This is a genomic window from Segetibacter koreensis DSM 18137, from assembly GCF_000374045.1.
Lineage (GTDB): Bacteria > Bacteroidota > Bacteroidia > Chitinophagales > Chitinophagaceae > Segetibacter > Segetibacter koreensis.
Genome location: NZ_KB893318.1, coordinates 174,813 through 192,491, shown reverse-complemented (window position 1 = coordinate 192,491; position 17,679 = coordinate 174,813). Strand labels below are relative to the sequence as shown.

14 protein-coding genes are annotated in these 17,679 nt (G+C 38.8%); 4 read left to right on the top strand and 10 right to left on the bottom strand.

Features of this window, described 5'->3' with window-relative positions; translation table 11 throughout:
- The first annotated feature begins 320 nt into the window (after positions 1–320).
- Both B154_RS0106965 and B154_RS30595 read left to right on the top strand, forming a co-directional pair.
- Complete coding sequence (locus B154_RS0106965; protein WP_157580536.1) at positions 321–1,373, top strand: WD40/YVTN/BNR-like repeat-containing protein; 1,053 nt, start codon at positions 321–323, stop codon at positions 1,371–1,373.
- A gap of 107 nt (positions 1,374–1,480) precedes the next feature.
- On the top strand, positions 1,481–1,852 hold the full coding sequence (locus tag B154_RS30595; RefSeq protein ID WP_018612872.1) for a hypothetical protein: 372 nt from the start codon (positions 1,481–1,483) through the stop codon (positions 1,850–1,852).
- A 191-nt stretch (positions 1,853–2,043) separates the two neighbouring features.
- Here the strand turns inward: B154_RS30595 and B154_RS0106955 are convergent, their stop codons facing one another.
- Together B154_RS0106955 and B154_RS0106950 are read right to left on the bottom strand one after the other, a co-directional pair.
- The gene (locus B154_RS0106955; RefSeq protein ID WP_018612871.1) at positions 2,044–3,321 is read right to left on the bottom strand and encodes a replication-associated recombination protein A; all 1,278 of its coding nucleotides are present in this window, start codon (positions 3,319–3,321) and stop codon (positions 2,044–2,046) included.
- A 50-nt stretch (positions 3,322–3,371) separates the two neighbouring features.
- Positions 3,372–3,779: a hypothetical protein gene (locus tag B154_RS0106950; protein ID WP_157580533.1), complete on the bottom strand. Its 408-nt coding sequence runs from the start codon at positions 3,777–3,779 to the stop codon at positions 3,372–3,374.
- Positions 3,780–4,553: 774 nt separating this feature from the next.
- Between B154_RS0106950 and B154_RS30590 the strand changes: the two genes are divergently transcribed.
- Positions 4,554–6,608, top strand: a complete 2,055-nt coding sequence (locus B154_RS30590; protein WP_018612863.1) for a Kelch repeat-containing protein — start codon at positions 4,554–4,556, stop codon at positions 6,606–6,608.
- Between the two features lie 166 nt (positions 6,609–6,774).
- Here B154_RS30590 and aspS read toward each other — a convergent pair whose 3' ends face one another.
- Entirely contained in the window at positions 6,775–8,613 is a 1,839-nt protein-coding gene (aspS, locus tag B154_RS0106930) for an aspartate--tRNA ligase (RefSeq protein WP_018612861.1), read from the bottom strand.
- Between the two features lie 259 nt (positions 8,614–8,872).
- Between aspS and B154_RS0106925 the strand changes: the two genes are divergently transcribed.
- Positions 8,873–9,121, top strand: coding sequence for a hypothetical protein (locus B154_RS0106925; RefSeq protein ID WP_018612859.1), 249 nt, complete (start codon positions 8,873–8,875; stop codon positions 9,119–9,121).
- 123 nt (positions 9,122–9,244) lie between these two features.
- On the opposite strand, the gene B154_RS0106920 is transcribed toward B154_RS0106925, so the two are convergent.
- From B154_RS0106920 to B154_RS0106890, 7 genes are all read right to left on the bottom strand, one after another.
- Positions 9,245–10,930 carry a sodium/sugar symporter gene (locus B154_RS0106920; protein ID WP_018612857.1) on the bottom strand — a complete coding sequence of 562 codons (1,686 nt, stop codon included), beginning with the start codon at positions 10,928–10,930 and terminating at the stop codon, positions 9,245–9,247.
- A 75-nt stretch (positions 10,931–11,005) separates the two neighbouring features.
- A complete protein-coding gene (gene araA / locus B154_RS0106915; RefSeq protein ID WP_018612856.1) occupies positions 11,006–12,508 on the bottom strand; it encodes an L-arabinose isomerase in 1,503 nt (500 codons plus the stop codon).
- Between the two features lie 233 nt (positions 12,509–12,741).
- A complete protein-coding gene (locus tag B154_RS0106910) occupies positions 12,742–13,440 on the bottom strand; it encodes an L-ribulose-5-phosphate 4-epimerase (protein WP_018612854.1) in 699 nt (232 codons plus the stop codon).
- A gap of 147 nt (positions 13,441–13,587) precedes the next feature.
- Positions 13,588–13,947, bottom strand: a complete 360-nt coding sequence (locus B154_RS0106905) for a four helix bundle protein (protein ID WP_018612852.1) — start codon at positions 13,945–13,947, stop codon at positions 13,588–13,590.
- Positions 13,948–13,986: 39 nt separating this feature from the next.
- Positions 13,987–15,747, bottom strand: coding sequence for a ribulokinase (locus tag B154_RS0106900; RefSeq protein WP_018612851.1), 1,761 nt, complete (start codon positions 15,745–15,747; stop codon positions 13,987–13,989).
- A 31-nt stretch (positions 15,748–15,778) separates the two neighbouring features.
- Positions 15,779–16,732 (bottom strand): transketolase family protein, encoded by a 954-nt coding sequence (locus tag B154_RS0106895; protein ID WP_018612850.1) that lies wholly within the window; start codon positions 16,730–16,732, stop codon positions 15,779–15,781.
- A 78-nt stretch (positions 16,733–16,810) separates the two neighbouring features.
- Complete coding sequence (locus B154_RS0106890) at positions 16,811–17,677, bottom strand: transketolase (protein WP_018612848.1); 867 nt, start codon at positions 17,675–17,677, stop codon at positions 16,811–16,813.
- Between the last annotated feature and the right edge of the window lie 2 nt (positions 17,678–17,679).

Sequence of the window (17,679 nt, the reverse complement as noted above, 5' to 3'; positions counted from 1 at the left end):
ATCTACACAAAGATTAGCAAGTCCTTTGCATAATTGTCTTTATAGAAATTCAACTACAATTATTTGTTACACTTCAACACAACTATCAATTCTCCATAATCCGCTTCAACGCTCCTCTTCCAACATGCAAATATAAATTGGGATAACAGGAAGACAAGGTTTAGTTTTAAACAAATTCAGGTTAAATGTGCAAAATACCTTTCAACGAATTTTTTCACACTTTATTTTAAAAAGCACTTGTAGAGTATGATTTTATAGTAATTCCCCGCTTATTAGTTAATTTGTCGTATTACCACTAAAAATGTATATAAGTTATTTCGATGAGACTTTTGATGCTGATTATTTCAATTTTTGTTTACTTACCTAACACCGCATCACAGGAAACAGTTCGTGTAGAGGTAATAACATCAGGTAAAAATACAAGTTTAAGAGGAATGAGCATTCCATCAGATTCGGTAGTTTGGGTTAGTGGCAGCAACGGCACAATTGGAAAATCGGTGGATGCAGGCAAAACATGGAAATGGATAATTGTTGCTGGTTTTGAGAAAAGAGATTTCAGGGATATTGAAGCTTTTGATAGTCATACGGCAATTGCAATGGCGGTAGATAATCCTGCATTAATTATAAAGACAACTGACGGAGGTAATACATGGAAAAAAGTATTTGAGCGTGAGATACCAGGGATGTTTCTTGATGCTATGGACTTTAAAAATAAACACGAAGGCATTTGTATTGGTGACCCAATAAGTATGGAGCAAACAGAGAAAAAAAAATTTTTTATAATAAGGACTTTTGATGGCGGTGATTCATGGAAAGAGATTCCTTCTGATGAAGTACCAACTGCTTATCAAGGTGAAGCCATTTTTGCTGCAAGCGGAACAAATATCTCATTTTTAGATAATCCTGGTTTTGAATATGGTTTTGTTACAGGTGGGGCTGTTAGTAACCTATACCTGGTTTCAAAGCGGGGAATACAGAACAAAATTGTAAACATACCAATGGCACAAGGCAAAGAAACGGAAGGCGTTTTTTCTATGGCTACAAACAGGAAAAAAATTATCTACTGTATAGGCGGAGATTATAAAATACCGTCAAAAAGCGTAGGCAATTACAGGTACACGAAAGATGAGGGTCGTACATGGAACTCTGCCATCGGAAGCGCACCCTTTGGATACCGTAGTTGCATTCGCATTATTTCTAAGAACATGTTAGTGTCATGTGGGCCATCAGGTGTCGACTTTGCCATAAATGGACAAAAGGAATGGAAAAATGTGAGCAATGAGGGGTTTAATGTATGCATGGTAAGCAAAGGAAAACAGGTATTTCTTGCAGGGGAAAAGGGAAAAATTGGAAGACTGATTTATCATTATTGATTTATATAAAGAGAAGGATGTGAAAAAACCGTTTTCAATATTTTTATATTTCATAAACAATTATTAAGAATACCAGTTATATTGTAGTTTATAAAATAAATGTAAACATGAAAAAAGTAATGTTCTTTCTCCTGGTATCCTTTGTATCAGTTACTGTAAACGCACAACTAAAAAACACAAAATGGAAGGGCACCATCCAGGCGGACAATAAGATTGACGTCATATTTAATTATAGGAATGACACTCTTGATGTTTCCAACACAGCCGATGGTTCAAATATTGAAACCATGACGTATGCTATAAAAGATACTGTACTGACTTTGCAGAAAATTTATGGTCAAAGTGACTGCGACGGTACAGGCTCAGGTAAATACAAATTTGAAATTAATGGCGATTTATTGTCTATTTCTTTACTTTCAGATGTATGTAATGACAGGTCTTCAGCATTGAACAATTCCAAATGGGTTAAAATAAAATAAAAGATACCAGGATTTTGACTACAAGTTTTTGAAATACTCCGGCAACACATTTCTTATTCCTAATTTTGTATTTGGTGTAGGGGTGAGCTGTTTTAGGCAAATAATAAAATAAGTTTATTATTTGCTTTCACAATACAAATTATGATAGTTGCAATTTTATAAAAAAGTGACTTTCCGTGCAACCGTTATCGTCAATATCCATACTTATCGCCCCATTTTTCTTTTAGATATTTTCGCAACTCGTTTTCTCTTGCATTTATCCCCGGGTCATAAAACTTTGTATTAGCAATTTTATAAGGCAAATACTCCTGGTCAGCAAAATTGCCCTGGAAAGAATGTGCGTACTTGTAGCCTTTGCCATAATCCATGTTTTTCATCAACTGAGTGGGGGCATTTCGTATATGCATGGGCACAGGTAAATCTCCGTATTTACTTATAGCAGCCTGTGCAAGGTTTATGGCTTCATAAGAGGCATTACTTTTAACTGATGAGGCAAGGTAGGTGGCACATTGCGACAGAATGATACGGCTTTCAGGGTAACCAATTTTATTAACAGCGTCAAAAGTTGTATTTGCCAGGAGCAATGCATTGGGGTTAGCATTGCCAATATCCTCGCTTGCGAAAATAAGCATTCGCCTCGCTATAAATTTTACATCTTCTCCCCCTTCTATCATTCGCGCAAGCCAGTACACCGCTCCATTGGGATCACTTCCTCTCATGCTTTTTATAAAAGCTGAAATAATATCGTAATGCTGCTCCCCTTGTTTATCATACAACGCTATTTTATTCTGAGCCACCTGCATTACCAAATCATCTGTTATTACAACCTGGCCGGGTTGCATTCCTGAGCTTATGTTTACAACCAGTTCAAACAGGTTAAGAAGTTTTCTTGCATCTCCCCCTGATATATTAATGAGTGCTTCAGTTTCTTTCAGGTCTATAGACATGTTTCTCAGCCATTCATCTTTAACCATTACTTCTTGTAATAAAGAAACCAGTTCTTCATTACTTAATGATTTAAGAACATATACCTGGCAGCGGCTTAGCAATGCTGCATTTACTTCAAACGAAGGATTTTCTGTTGTGGCGCCTATAAGTGTTATTATACCTTTTTCAACGGCGCCAAGCAATGCATCTTGCTGTCCTTTGTTGAAGCGATGTATTTCATCAATAAATAAAATGGCTCTTTGCTGTTGTCTTGCCTGTTCTATTACGTCTCTTACATCTTTTACGCCACTGCTGATAGCGCTTAATTGAAAAAAAGGAACTTTTAATGTATGAGCAATTATATTAGCTATTGTGGTTTTCCCTGTCCCCGGCGGCCCCCACAATATCATGGAGGGAACACTTCCATTTTCAATTGCAGTACGTAAAATACTGCCCTTCCCGGTAAGATGTTGCTGTCCTGCAAGATTGTCTAATGCAGAGGGACGCATTCTTTCGGCCAAAGGTACATTAGGTGACTTCATAGTATAAAGTAACTGAAAAGCGACACAATGGTGGCTATTTAAAAAAGAATTTATTGAAAAAACTCTTCATTCTTTTTAATTAATGCAAATGTCCAGAGAATGTGTATAGCCAGAATTATTGCATAAATGAGCATACCATAAAAAAAACTTGTCATACTTTTTAATGGCATATCAAAACCCATCCCCTTTAGTGCATCAGCAAATGATTGAGGATGTTGAAGAAGTGGTAAGACACCAATGAAAATCATGAAACTAAAAATAAGCGTTACAATTCCATTTACTTTTACCCAGTCTCTTAAACTATGTCTGACGGTTTTATGTTGTTGTAAAACGCGCTGCCGGAATTCAAAACTAAACCACGAATAAAGTATTACTGCAATCATCATAAAACCAGAAAGCATGGTGATTGGAGAAGAAAATAACATGGGAATACTAAACAATAAAGATATTGCAAGCATTATTGCAATAAAATTAATAAGGAAGCTTAATAAGCGATAGATGATGATCATTAAATTTTATAAATAATTTTGGTAGCAGGCAAATGTATTCCAATTAAACATTCTTGCGTCGCACACTTGTACATTTTTACTTTTTTTCAGCACTGCGATTATTATTCAAGTAAGCTAACTCTTTTTTACTCAATACAGTTTTACATGAAAACACATAAGTAGTAATCCATTATTCATTCACAACTTTCCAACATCAGGTAAATATTGTCAAGTTCTTTCTCCGTTATATTCAGTTCCTGAGTTGCAATGAATACGAAAAAAAGTACCAAATATCAAAAAATGAATATGTGTATGTAGATTATTTGTAGTATTATTGTTACAAGTAACAACAAGACGTGAGACACGTGTGAACAGCAGATAAATGAATAGTTTTTGAATAATTTCTATGGTTGCGGATCGGCATACAAACATTAATCTCTCTGGAAAAAATTTTCTTTACCCGTTTGTGAGTCCTATCCTGTTTGCATCTTCTTATCAAGTGGCTTACGTGCATTTTAATCCAATGACTTCTAAAACCAGCAGCGCAACAGTTTTTTAGTAATATCTCCATCCGCTGTTTATCCTTCTCGTCCAGCACAAATGGTAGAGATATTAAAGAACTAACACCAGGAAATGTAGAACTGAACTCGCTAAGATTTTGAACAATATTCAAAAACAAATGGTAGAGCCTTTTACTAATTCAATAGTTTTTACTCTTTACCCGGAATATTAAAAAATACAGAAATGAAACAAAATCAATATCGAAAGTATTCTTTAGCTTTTTCAATTTCTGCCTTATTTCTCTCTTTTATCTTCCCTGTAGGTACAGCAGCTCAAAAAGTATTAAATGACACTGGTAGTTGGCAAACTATCACTTCGACCTCTGGTGCTATTACTGGTCGTGAAGAAAATTCTTATGCCGCAGCAGGAGACAAATTTTATCTGCTGGGTGGAAGGGGCATTGCAGCAGTGCAAGAATATAACCCGGCAAACAAGACCTGGACAAACAAATCAAAGCCGCCAGTAGAAATGAATCATTTTCAGGCAGTTACTTTAAACGGGCTTATTTATATAGTCGCAGGAATGAATGGCCCTTTTCCACATGAAAGACCGTTAACGAAAGTATATGTGTATAACCCCATTACTGATAAATGGTTTCCAGGATCGTCCATACCTACCGGCCGCGAGCGGGGTGCAACAGGGGCAATAGCATACAAAAATAAAATTTATGTGGTTGGAGGAATAAAAGACGGGCATTGGGCTGGATGGGTGAATTGGTTTGACGAGTATAATCCTGCTACTAATACCTGGAGAAAATTGCCAGATGCGCCGCGTGCAAGAGATCATTTCAACGTTGTTATTATTGGCGATAAGCTTTATGTAGCCGGAGGTAGACGAAGTTCTGCAAGTACAGGGCAGACGTTTCAATTAACTATTCCCCAGGTCGACGTCTTTGATTTCACTTCCGGCGCCTGGTCTACTTTACCCGACAACAGTAACCTCCCTATTCCCCGAGCGGGCGCTGCGAATGTTGCCCTAGGTAACGAAGTTATTGTTATTGGCGGCGAGAGTGGTTTGCAGTTAGCAGCTCATAAAGAAACTCACGCCCTTGATGTTACAACGAAAACATGGAGAAGATTAGCTGACTTACAAACCGGAAGACATGGGACCGGAGCGATAGTAAGTAACCAGGATATTTATATCCCCGCAGGTGCCGGCAACCGCGGTGCGACTCCTAAACTTTTAACACAGGAAGATTATTTTAAGCATTCACATACTACTCCAAATGGCACAGCCTTATCCCAAAGTCCATTAACCGGCAACTCCAGCATAAGCTTCGGCTCAATTCCCATTAATTCTGAGTGCAGTAAAACTCTTACAATAACTAATACCGGGAGTAATCAGGACATTATAATAACCTCAATAGCTATTAGTGGTTCGGGTTCATTTTTTTACAGCGCTCCTTATCCATTTCCTTTTACCATTTCTCCGGGAAAAAGCATAAATGTCGTTGTAAGGTTTAAACCATTAACAGGAGGCGCGCAAACTGGCAAACTAGTAGTGACACATTCTGGTTTAACGGGTAGCAAAACGGTTTTATTAAGCGGCACGGGAACGAACAGCACCCTCCAGGTTACTAATTTTACGCTCGTAAATACTACCACAAAACAAGAAACAGCATTGTATAACGGCATCGCTATCAACCTGGTTACTTCAGGTAAAACCCTAAGCATCAGGGCGAACACTTCTCCTGCGAAAGTAGGTAGCGTTGTATTTAATTTAAGTGGTCCACAATCAAAGACGCAAACGGAATCATACTTGCCCTACGCTCTATTTGGAGATAAAAATGGCCTTTACAATCCCTGGACACCTGCCGTTGGAAGTTATACTTTGAAAGCTACACCTTACCCATTAAGCGCGGGTGCAGGAACTGCAGGTACTGCCTTAACAGTAAACTTTATGGTAAGAGATGAAGCTATAACAACAGCGCAACGTATGGCAAGAGAACAAGGAAAAGTAATAACTGTTCCTGAGATTACGGTACTAAAAGCATATCCTAATCCAAGCAATAAAGCTCGTTTCACTGTATTACTTCCTAATAAAATTAAAGGAGACCTATTTTACTCTCTGCTGTCTGTGACAGGAAGCAAATTGACTACAGGAAAACTTTTTTTACAAAAGCCCACAGGATTCCTGACGTTTGATTTTTCAAATGAAATGACCTCGCGCGGCCTTTACCATTTACAGGTAGAAAGTAAAGAGCAAAAAGGAGATGTGCAGTTAATGTTTATCAAATAATCAGAAAATGAAATAAACGTTTTAAAATATTAATAACCATACAAAGCACAATAAAATGAGGTTGTTCTTTTCAAACAACCTCATTTTATTTAAAAACCTTTTGAAATAGAGAAAGGTCTTATTAATCAGCCAATAATGTTAAAAATAATAATTCGCATAAATAAGATTACTTCAAATCAAGTTTTATTTGTAATTCATCAAACTGCTTTTGATCAATAGGACCGGGCGCATCTAGCATAACGTCCCGACCGCTGTTGTTTTTAGGAAAGGCTATAAAGTCACGAATACTTTCGCTTCCTCCCAATATTGCACACAGCCTGTCGAAGCCAAAAGCGATGCCACCATGTGGAGGAGCTCCATATTCAAATGCACCTAATAAAAAACCAAATTTTTGTTGTTGTTCTTCTTCATCCATTCCTAATGCTGCAAACATTTTTTCTTGCAGCTCTCTTTGAAAAATACGGATTGAACCTCCACCTATTTCATTTCCATTTAGTACCATATCATAGGCGTTCGCCTTAATATTTGAATAGGGATGATTTAAATAATCGGCGGCATCTTTAATAACAGGATTGTTATTAATCATAACGTCAATTTGCTCGGGCTTAGGGGAAGTGAAAGGATGGTGGCGGGCTACCCAACGGTTATCATCTTCGGAATATTCAAACAAAGGAAAGTCAAGTACCCATAATAATTTAAATTCTGTATCTTTTCGTAAACCTAGTCTTTGCCCCATTAACAGGCGAAGTTCACTAATCGCTTTTCTTGTTTTTTCTTCTCTTCCTGCCAAAACGAGGATAAGGTCACCTGGCTTTCCTTCACAAGTTGCTGTTATCTGCTTTAATTGCTGTTCATTAAAAAATTTATCTACGCTACTTTTCACAGAACCGTCTGCATTGTATTTTATAAACACCAAACCCTGCATTCCTATCTGGGGCCGTTTTACCCATTCGGTTAACTCATCTGTCTGTTTGCGTGTATAATCAGCACAACCAGGAACGGCTATAGCAAGAACGGTTTCCGCATTATCAAAAACAGGAAAACCAGATGCGCCCTTTCCCAATGGCGAAGCTTTAAGAACTTCTTGCTTATTAAGGAAAATAGTGGAAGGAATTTTTAAATTTCCTATTTTCATTCCAAATCTTATATCTGGCTTATCATTTCCATATGTCCACATAGCATCTTCCCAAGTCATTCTTTCTACAATTTCACTATAATCAATTTCCTTTACCTGTTTAAAGATCGACTTTATCATTCCTTCAAACATATTCAGAATATCTTCCTGTTCTACAAATGCCATCTCACAATCTATTTGTGTAAACTCTGGCTGACGATCGGCACGTAAGTCCTCGTCTCTAAAGCATTTTACTACCTGGTAATATCGGTCATAACCACTTATCATCAGCAGTTGCTTAAAAGTTTGGGGAGACTGCGGCAATGCATAAAATTGCCCTGGGTTCATTCTTGAGGGAACAACAAAATCTCTCGCACCTTCAGGTGTTGATTTTATTAAAAACGGGGTTTCTATATCTATAAAGCCCTTTTCGTGAAGATAATTTCTTGCTGCGCGATTAACTGCATAACGAAGCTCAAGATTTCTTTTTACAGCATTGCGACGAAGGTCGAGATAGCGGTATTTCATCCTGAGATCATCGCCGCCATCAGTATCATCCTGGATAGTAAAGGGTGGAACTGCAGATTTATTAAGAATCTTAAATTCCGATACAAGAATTTCAATTTCACCGGTCGGAATGTTCACATTCTTATTGCTTCGTTCATGTACAATTCCATTTGCCTGCAACACAAACTCACGACCCAATGGCTGTTTATCTAACTGCTCGTTGAGGTTTTCATTAAACAATAATTGAGTAATTCCATAGCGGTCTCGAAGGTCTACAAAAGTAATACTGCCAAATTTACGAACAGTTTGCACCCATCCTGCAAGCGTAACTGCCGTTCCTGCATCTGTTAATCTTAGTTGTCCGCATGTATGTGTCCTGTACATATGATATAGTTATAGCTCGATAAAATATTTCAGTTTCCGCCGGCTCGGGAAGACACCAAGAGAAATGGTTTATAAGTTCTTCTGCCGGTTACAGAATTTTTTAAAAAGAGGGGCAAATATAGTTAAATGAAGGAGAAGGAAAGATATAGAATTATTATAGGTATGTTTAAAAAAATCATTAAAGCAATGAACGAGATAATATTAGTGCAATTACCGATAACATGGCAGCGAAATTGCTACAATACGATAAACTCTTGTTATGAAAGAAATTTGGATTGGGTTATTGGTAATCGTTGCGCTTAGCAGTTGCAGCGGAAATTTGTCGAATAATAATGAAACTACCGGCAACACTACTGACAGCACCGGACTAACAAATCCTTCGGCTATCGATACCACAAAGCATCCATCGGGCATGGATAACAGTAATGTAATCAGTACTGACACTGCTGCAATGAATACAAGCAATGCCTATAAAAAGGCCGACTCGGCAATGCAAAAGAACAAGTAGTTTCATTTCATATATCTTTTACAATAGCGTTAATAACTTAGAAAGAACTATCAACTGATTCACCAGTAATAAAAAAAGCAGGCATAAAACCTGCTTCTTTTATTAACTTCTTTACTTTTATTACTACCAGAACTTCACATACAAAGCTGCAATAAGAAGCAGTGTTACCAGGATCATCGCCAGTGTTTGCGGTTTCACCTTAAACATGTTTGTATCTAGCTCGAATGCCTTCGGATTGATTTTTGGACCAGCAAGACTTAATCCGATCATTGCGATCATGGTAAACATAAATGATAAGCCCATGCAAATATGAAATGGTATTTCAAATCCTCCTTTGCCATTTGGGTAAGCAGTATACAAAATTGTATTGTTACCAAAAATCCCAGGAGCAAATTCATTAAATAATACGGATAATAAAAACCCTAATATAACACCTACTACAGCGGCGGCCCCTGTTGTTCTTTTCCAGAACATGCCCAAGAAGAACATTGCAAAAACACCAGGGCTTATAAAGCCGGTGTACTTCTGTATGTAAGTGAATCCACCAACGCCACCTATACCAAGCAAATCGTTCCACGTAAATAACACTGCCAGTATCATTGCTATAAATACTGCAACCTGGCCAGTGCGCACCAAACTTCTTTCATCAGCTTTTTTTCCGAAATATTTATGGTGAATATCTAAAGTATAAATGGTAGAGATACTATTAACCTTACCAGCAAGAGAAGCCACGATTGCGGCTGTTAACGCAGCAACAGACAAGCCCTTTAATCCGGTCGGTAAAAAAGTAAGTACTGCAGAATAGGCTCCGTCTTTACCTCCCACTAACTGCGGCAGGCTACCATTTTTGTACAACACGTAAGCAGCGATACCCGGTAGCATTACAATGAGAGGCATCATTAATTTTAAAAGACCGGCAAACAAAATACCGGTACGCGCGGTATGCAAATCTGCTCCCAATGCTCGTTGCGTTATATATTGGTTACATCCCCAATAATTCAGGTTAATAATCCATATGCCGGCGAGATAAGAAGCCAATCCGGGAAAAGTGAGATATTTATTTATTTCATTTTGACTGGAAGTAGCAGTTGGTCGGGGTATGATTATCTTAAAATGTTCGGGAGCATCTTTCATAAGCGCCTTAAAGCCGGCAATGGCATTTGCGCCTACACCGAATTTTTCACCTACAACAGTCAACGCTATGTAAGTAGTTACCAATCCACCGATTATCAATACAGCGACCTGGATCACATCTGTATAAGCAACCACTTTCATACCACCGAGTGAAATTACCAGGGCAAATACAGCAAGAGCAACCATAATAATATGAAGGTAACCACCGCCCGTAAGCCCGTTTATGGCAACGGCGCCGAGATATAAAATAGACGTAAGGTTTACAAACACATACAGGAATAACCAGAAAATTGCCATAATCAATGCCACGGATTCATTATACCTGGTCTTTAAGAATTGGGGCATTGTATAAATATGGTTCTTAAGATAAACGGGGATGAACCATACTGCGACAATAATTAGGGCAACTGCAGCCAGCCATTCATAAGCAGCAACTGCGACACCTAAAAAAAATCCTTCACCGCTCATACCGATAAACTGCTCTGCTGAGATATTAGATGCAATCAAAGAAGAACCAATTGCCCACCAAGTCAAATGACCCTCTGCAAGAAAATATGCTTTGGCATCGTGTTCATCCTTTTTGCGTTTATGATAGATACTGTAACCATATACAGATACTATGATAAAGTAAATGATAAATACCGCATAGTCAGCAGTGGTTAATCCCTTTTCCATAAGCAAGTTTCTGGGTTAGTAATTATTTTGTTTTTTTATAATCGGGCGTTAAGATACTAAGATTGTTAATTGCTTTTACAATTTATTTAACTGGTAATAAGCTTCGCTCCACCTCAATTCGTTTTTCAATTGAAAAAGGTTTGTTTCTTTTCCAATAAGAACATATTCTATTCCTGCAAATGAGGCAAAATCTTCCATGTGTTCGGATGTTAGGTTTTGACTATAACCGGTGTGATGAGCGCCACCGGCATAAATCCATGCAGCACAACCTGTCTTCATATCAGGGTAGGGTTTCCACAAAACACGAGCTACAGGAAGTTTAGGTAAATCATGTTCTGCGGCAACTGTTTCCACTTCGTTAACTATTAGCCTGAACCGATTTCCCATGTCTACAAGAGATGCATTTAGCGCAGGACCTGCAGCAGAATTAAATACTAACCTGACCGGGTCTGCTTTACCACCAATACCTAAAGGATGAACTTCACAAGAAATCTCTCCCTGTGCTATAGACTCATCTACCTCAAGCATATGAGAACCTAAGACCATTGCGTTGGCGGGGTCAAAATGGTAAGTATAATCTTCCATAAAGGCATTGCCACCGGGAAGGCCACTTCCCATTACTTTCATCGCACGTACCAGCGCGGCAGTTTTCCAGTCGCCTTCGCCGGCAAAACCATATCCCTGATTCATTAAACGTTGCGCTGCAATACCTGGCAATTGAACCATTCCATGCAAATCTTCGAAAGTATCAGAAAAGCCTTTAAAGTTTCCTTCCTGCAAAAAAGTTCGTAGACCTATTTCAATTTTCGCAGCTTCTATAAGCGATTGATGTTTTTCAGCACCTTTTCTTAAATTGTCTGCTAACTTATACCTGTCCTCATATTCCTGTATAAGTGTAGCAACATCAGCATCACTTACTGCATTGATAACCTTTACGAGGTCACCAATTCCATGCGTATTTACAGAAAATCCAAACTTGTATTCTGCTTCTACTTTGTCGCCTTCTGTTACTGCTACGTAACGCATATTATCTCCAAACCGAACAAATTTAGCACCTTGCCAATCGTTCCAACCTGCGGCCGCTCTTGCCCATGAACCTATCTGCGCTATAGCCTGCTCATCCTGCCAGTGACCCACAACTACCTTACGGTTTATACGCATGCGAGTCATCATAAAACCGAACTCGCGGTCGCCATGAGCACTTTGGTTAAGGTTCATAAAATCCATATCAATGTCGCTCCATGGAATATCGCGGTTGAACTGGGTATGAAAATGCAGTAAAGGTTTTTTAAGAATCTTTAAACCACCTATCCACATCTTAGCAGGTGAAAATGTATGCATCCAGGCGACAATGCCAATGCAATTTTTAGCAACGTTCGCTTCCTGACAGATGCCATAAATTTCTTCTGTTGTTTTTACAGTAGGTTTAAACACAACAGATACAGGTATTTGAGAAGCATTATTTAAAGCTGTTGCAATAGTTTGTGAATGCTCCGCAACCTGTCTTAAAGTTTCTTCACCGTATAGATGCTGGCTGCCTGTTACAAACCAAACCTCCAGCGTTTTTAAATCAATCATAGTCTTAATTATGTATATTTTTTTGTTTTCAGCTTTCCTTATATTAAAGACAAAAACACAATATTGAATATCCGCGATTTCTGAATTTTTTGTAGCCCTTGCCGACGAATAGAGAACAGGAAGTACAAGTGAGTGACACAACAAAAGCACAATAGTTATTCTTCTGCCTGCTCAAAAATATATTTTTGTTCTATCAAACACTTTAAATAACTCCTCACATCCCATTAAGACAACTACTGTCCGTAATAAGAATTTGGGCCATGTTTTCTTTCAAAATGTTTTTTTATCAAAGCTTCTTTCAGCTTTGGATTTCCGGGTCTTATTTGTTCCGTTATAAACGCCATTTGGGCAATTGCCTCCAGCACTGCACTATTATACACTGCCTTATCAGCGGTTTTGCCCCATGTAAAAGGCGCATGATTACCCACTAAAATCATCTCGACTTCTTCGTAACTATAGCCTTTTTCTTTGAGGCAATTTATAATTTGGAAACCTGTTTCATATTCATAATTTCCTTGTATCATCTCATCACTCATGGGGGGTGCACAGGGAATATCGGCAGTGGTATGGTCTGCATGTGTGGTTCCGTAATTAGGAATGTCGCGGTGGGTTTGAGCCCACGCAGTTGCATAAGTAGAATGTGTATGAACAATTCCGCCAATATTTTCCCAATTCTTGTACAATACCGCATGGGTTAGCGTATCTGAAGAGGGACGTAATTTGCCTTTAACGGTTTTACCATCAAAATCAACAATCACCATATCATCAGGAGACAATTTTTCGTACGGGACACCACTAGGCTTAATAGCGAAAACGCCCAAATCCCTATCGGCTGCACTTACGTTACCAAAAGTGAAAAGCACCAGGCCTAATTTCGGCAATTGCATATTTGCTTCGTAAGCGGCCTCTTTTATATCGTTGTATTTACTCATGCTGAGGGATATTAAATGAACAATGAACAGGGAACCACGAACAATTAATAGAGAACAATTAACAGTGATGTACCTAAACAAACAATAGAGCGCACAATCAACTTCAAATCATTATTGCATTGCTTATCACTCATTGTTCACTGTTCGTTATTCATTGTTTTGTTTCGCTGTTTTGATTGATGTAATTAATAATCTTAGTAACTCCTTACAATCATTTACTGGGTTGTCGTACAATTTATAGTCAATGTATCCGGTATCCTTTAAAATGCTTATCCAATATTCTGTTTCATTAGCTTCTTTAAGGGATATAGTGAGTTTGTGTATAAAATCTGTTTTGCTTTGTCCATATTCGGCTTCTCTTATCAGTGCTCCCACTGCAGTACCACTTCTTAATATTTGTTTAGACAAAACAAATTCCTTTTGTTCCGTTTGCAAGTACTGTGACAGTTTGACAATTCTTATAGCAAATTCATAGCTCTTACATTTTAAAGCATTCTCTTTAATCACACTTTAGTGCTTTATTTTTCACTTTTCATTATTAATTATTCACTTTTCACTGTTCACTGCCATTACTAGTTGCTCACTATCCATCGCTAATTGCTCGGGCTCAAGAACCTCATCTTTCTTACCCCCATTTGTGTGCTGTTCAATAAATTTTCCCAACTGCTTATACTGTTCGTAGCGTTTTCTGTAAAAAGAAACTTTTTCTGGATTTGGATGATATTCTGCATCAAACCCCTGCCCCATTGCGTTCATGGCGTCTTCTACTTTATTGAAAATTCCTGCGGCAGTTGCAGCAAACATAGCTGCACCAAGGGCACAGGTTTGTTCTGACTTATGTATGCGGATAGGCATGTTCATCACATCGGCCATCATCTGCATTATGAATGGAGACTTTCGTGCAACTCCGCCCATACCTATTAAACCTTTTACCGGGATTCCCTGTTCAACAAATCGTTCAACAATTGCTTTTGCTCCAAAGCAGGTTGCCTCAACAATTGCCCTGAATATTTTTGGAGCGTCGGTGCCCAAATCCATTCCAATTACAGCACCAGTCATCAATTGGTTGGCATCAGGAGTACGGCGACCATTGAACCAGTCGACCGCTAACTCGCCAACATCTTCTATAGATAATTGCTCTGCCTGTCTGCTTAATTCAGGAATTATTTTATCGGCCGTTTCCTCAACCAACTGCTTTACAACATCGAGGCTTACTATTGATGATTTTGAGAGTATGTTTTGTAAAGGCCATGTAAGCACTTTTTTAAACCATGCATAAGCGTCACCAAAAGCTGACTGCCCTGCTTCCATACCAATCATTCCAGGTATGATAGAACCGTTCACTTGTCCGCAAATACCAGCGACAAGTTTACCTTCCACTTCATCAGCCGGCGCGACAAGCATATCACAGGTGGAAGTTCCCATCACTTTACTTAAATAGTATGGCTCAATCTGGCCGCCTACTGCTCCCATATGTGCATCCATAGCACCAACACCAATAACCACAGTTTCGGGTAATCCAAGCCGGGAAGCCCATTCTTTACTTATGGTTCCTGCAGCCTGGTCCGACGTATACGTTTCTTTAAAAAGACGCGAGGTAAATCCATCTAACAATGGGTCGAGGCTTGCGAACCATTCATTTGGTGGCAGTCCACCCCATTCTTTCGCCCACAATATTTTATGACCCGCTGCGCATACACCTCTTTTCATTTGAGCTACATCATTGCCACCTGTTAATAAAAAAGGTATCCAATCGCAATGTTCAACAAATGAATAAATAGAACCTCTTACCTGCTCATCCTTACGAAGCACGTGGAGAAGTTTTGCCCAAAACCATTCGGAAGAATATATGCCGCCTACAAACTGAAGGTAATTTGTATCAAACTTCCCGGCGTGAGCATTTATTTCTGCTGCTTCTTCTACTGATGTGTGGTCTTTCCAAAGTACAAACATTGCGTTTGGATTGTTTTCAAAACCAGGTAGTAGGGCAAGTGGACTTCCAGTTTTATCAACAGCTACCGGAGTTGAGCCGGTGGTATCAACTGATATTGCTTTAATGTTTGCAGCTACTGCAGCACCTGCCTGTGTGAGGCATTGTTTTATAGTTTCTTCCAATCCTTCAACATAATCTAAAGGATGCTGGCGAAACTGGTTAATAGCAGCGTTGCAGTACAACTGTTCTTTCCAGCGGGGATAATAATAAACAGATGAGGCAATTTCATTACCGTTATGAGCATCTGCGACTATAGTTCTGACAGAGTCAGAGCCATAATCAACGCCGATAACATATTCATTGGAAGCAATCATAAAAATGTTTTTAATACTTTTATTATAAAAGCTATTTTCTGCTTATCGCCTTACGAACAGCATTTACTATATTTTGAGCATTCAAACCATATTTCTCCATCAATTGTGCAGGCGTTCCGCTTTCTCCAAAAGAGTTATTTACACCAATCATTTCTACTGGCGACGGCATATTTCTGCTTAATACCTGGCAAACGGCATCACCAAGACCACCATTGAGTTGATGTTCTTCTGCAGTAACAGCACACCTGGTTTTAGATACAGATTGTAAAATAGCTTGCTCATCAAGAGGCTTTATGGTATGAATATTAATGATTTCAGCATCTATTCCTTCTTTCTCAAGAATTTCGCCGGCTAGTATTGCTTCCCACACAAGATGACCGGTAGCAAAAATGCTTACATCTTTTCCTTCATTGACCATCCATCCTTTTCCTATTTCAAATTTTTGGTCAGGCGCTGTAAAAATGGGAACAACAGGTCGACCAAAACGAAGATATACCGGGCCATTATAATCGGCAACAGCTATGGTTGCAGCTTTCGTCTGGTTAAAATCGCAGGGATTGATAACTGTCATTTCAGGCATTGCACGCATCATTGCAATATCTTCCAATATCTGGTGGGTAGCACCATCTTCACCCAAAGTCAACCCTGCATGAGAAACGCAAATTTTTACGTTGGTATTTGAGTAAGCAACACTTTGTCTTATCTGGTCGTAAACTCTGCCTGAACCAAAGTTTGCAAAAGTGGTTGCAAAAGGAATATAACCACTAAGCGCAAGGCCGGCAGATACGCCAATCATGTTAGCTTCTGCTATTCCGCATTGAATAAAACGCTGAGGATTGTCTTTAATAAATGCATCTAACTTTAGAGAAGCAACAAGGTCTGCGCACAGCGCAACCACATTTGGATTTTTTTTCCCTAATTCTGCCATACCTGCTCCAAAACCAGAACGGGTATCTTTTTTATCTGTGAAAGTGTATTTTTTCATACCCCTTAATCCCCTAAAGGGGAAATTTAAAAGTTTAAAAATGTTTCTTCGTTTATACAAAGATTTATGTGAGAAAAATTAATAGTCTCCAAATGTTGCTGGTAATTGAAGTAGTGCAACTTCCAATTGCTCGTCATTTGGTGCAGCACCGTGCCACTTGTGTGTTCCCATCATATAATCTACACCAAAGCCCATATCAGATTTCATTAATATAAGCACTGGTTTATCATTTCCGGTTTTTTGTTTTGCTTCATTAAGCGCTTCTACTGTCAGCTTCATATCATTTCCGTTTGACAAGTCAACAGTTTCCCAACCAAAAGCCTGGTATTTTGCTTTTAAATCCTTATTGCTCATTACCTTTTCTGTAGGCCCGTCAATCTGCTGACCATTCCAGTCTATAATAGCAATAAGATTATCAAGCTCATGATGTGCAGCAAATTGAGCCGCTTCCCATACCTGTCCTTCCTGCTGTTCGCCGTCGCCCATTAATACAAATACCAGTTTATCATCCTGTCTTAGCTTTTTAGCATAGGCAGCGCCTGCAGCAACAGAAAGTCCCTGCCCTAACGAACCGGATGCGATGCGGATACCAGGAAGATGCTCATGCGTAGCAGGATGACCCTGTAAACGCGAGTTTATTCTGCGAAAAGTAGACAATTCCTCTATCGGAAAATATCCGCGCCTTGCTAAGACTGAATAGAACAAGGGAGAAATATGGCCATTGGAAAGAAAGAATAAGTCCTCGTTTTTTCCTTCCCTTGAAAATTTTAAAAATCCGTCTTCACCTTTTTCATCATCTATTTTCATAAAGTGAAAGTAAAGGGAGACAACTACGTCAGTACATCCAAGAGAACCACCAGGATGACCAGACTGGGATGAGTGTACCTGCCGTACTATATCGCGTCTTACCTGCGAAGCAATATCTTTTAATTCTTGTATTTCCATAG

What these genes read in the sequence shown, in the direction of transcription:
- B154_RS0106965 (WP_157580536.1), top strand. Translation starts at nt 321, where the DNA reads ATGAGACTTTTGATGCTGATTATTTCAATTTTTGTTTACTTACCTAAC.
- B154_RS30595 (WP_018612872.1), top strand. Translation starts at nt 1,481, where the DNA reads ATGAAAAAAGTAATGTTCTTTCTCCTGGTATCCTTTGTATCAGTTACT.
- B154_RS0106955 (WP_018612871.1), bottom strand. Translation starts at nt 3,321, where the DNA reads ATGAAGTCACCTAATGTACCTTTGGCCGAAAGAATGCGTCCCTCTGCA.
- B154_RS0106950 (WP_157580533.1), bottom strand. Translation starts at nt 3,779, where the DNA reads ATGCTTGCAATATCTTTATTGTTTAGTATTCCCATGTTATTTTCTTCT.
- B154_RS30590 (WP_018612863.1), top strand. Translation starts at nt 4,554, where the DNA reads ATGAAACAAAATCAATATCGAAAGTATTCTTTAGCTTTTTCAATTTCT.
- aspS (WP_018612861.1), bottom strand. Translation starts at nt 8,613, where the DNA reads ATGTACAGGACACATACATGCGGACAACTAAGATTAACAGATGCAGGA.
- B154_RS0106925 (WP_018612859.1), top strand. Translation starts at nt 8,873, where the DNA reads ATGAAAGAAATTTGGATTGGGTTATTGGTAATCGTTGCGCTTAGCAGT.
- B154_RS0106920 (WP_018612857.1), bottom strand. Translation starts at nt 10,930, where the DNA reads ATGGAAAAGGGATTAACCACTGCTGACTATGCGGTATTTATCATTTAC.
- araA (WP_018612856.1), bottom strand. Translation starts at nt 12,508, where the DNA reads ATGATTGATTTAAAAACGCTGGAGGTTTGGTTTGTAACAGGCAGCCAG.
- B154_RS0106910 (WP_018612854.1), bottom strand. Translation starts at nt 13,440, where the DNA reads ATGAGTAAATACAACGATATAAAAGAGGCCGCTTACGAAGCAAATATG.
- B154_RS0106900 (WP_018612851.1), bottom strand. Translation starts at nt 15,747, where the DNA reads ATGATTGCTTCCAATGAATATGTTATCGGCGTTGATTATGGCTCTGAC.
- B154_RS0106895 (WP_018612850.1), bottom strand. Translation starts at nt 16,732, where the DNA reads ATGAAAAAATACACTTTCACAGATAAAAAAGATACCCGTTCTGGTTTT.
- B154_RS0106890 (WP_018612848.1), bottom strand. Translation starts at nt 17,677, where the DNA reads ATGGAAATACAAGAATTAAAAGATATTGCTTCGCAGGTAAGACGCGAT.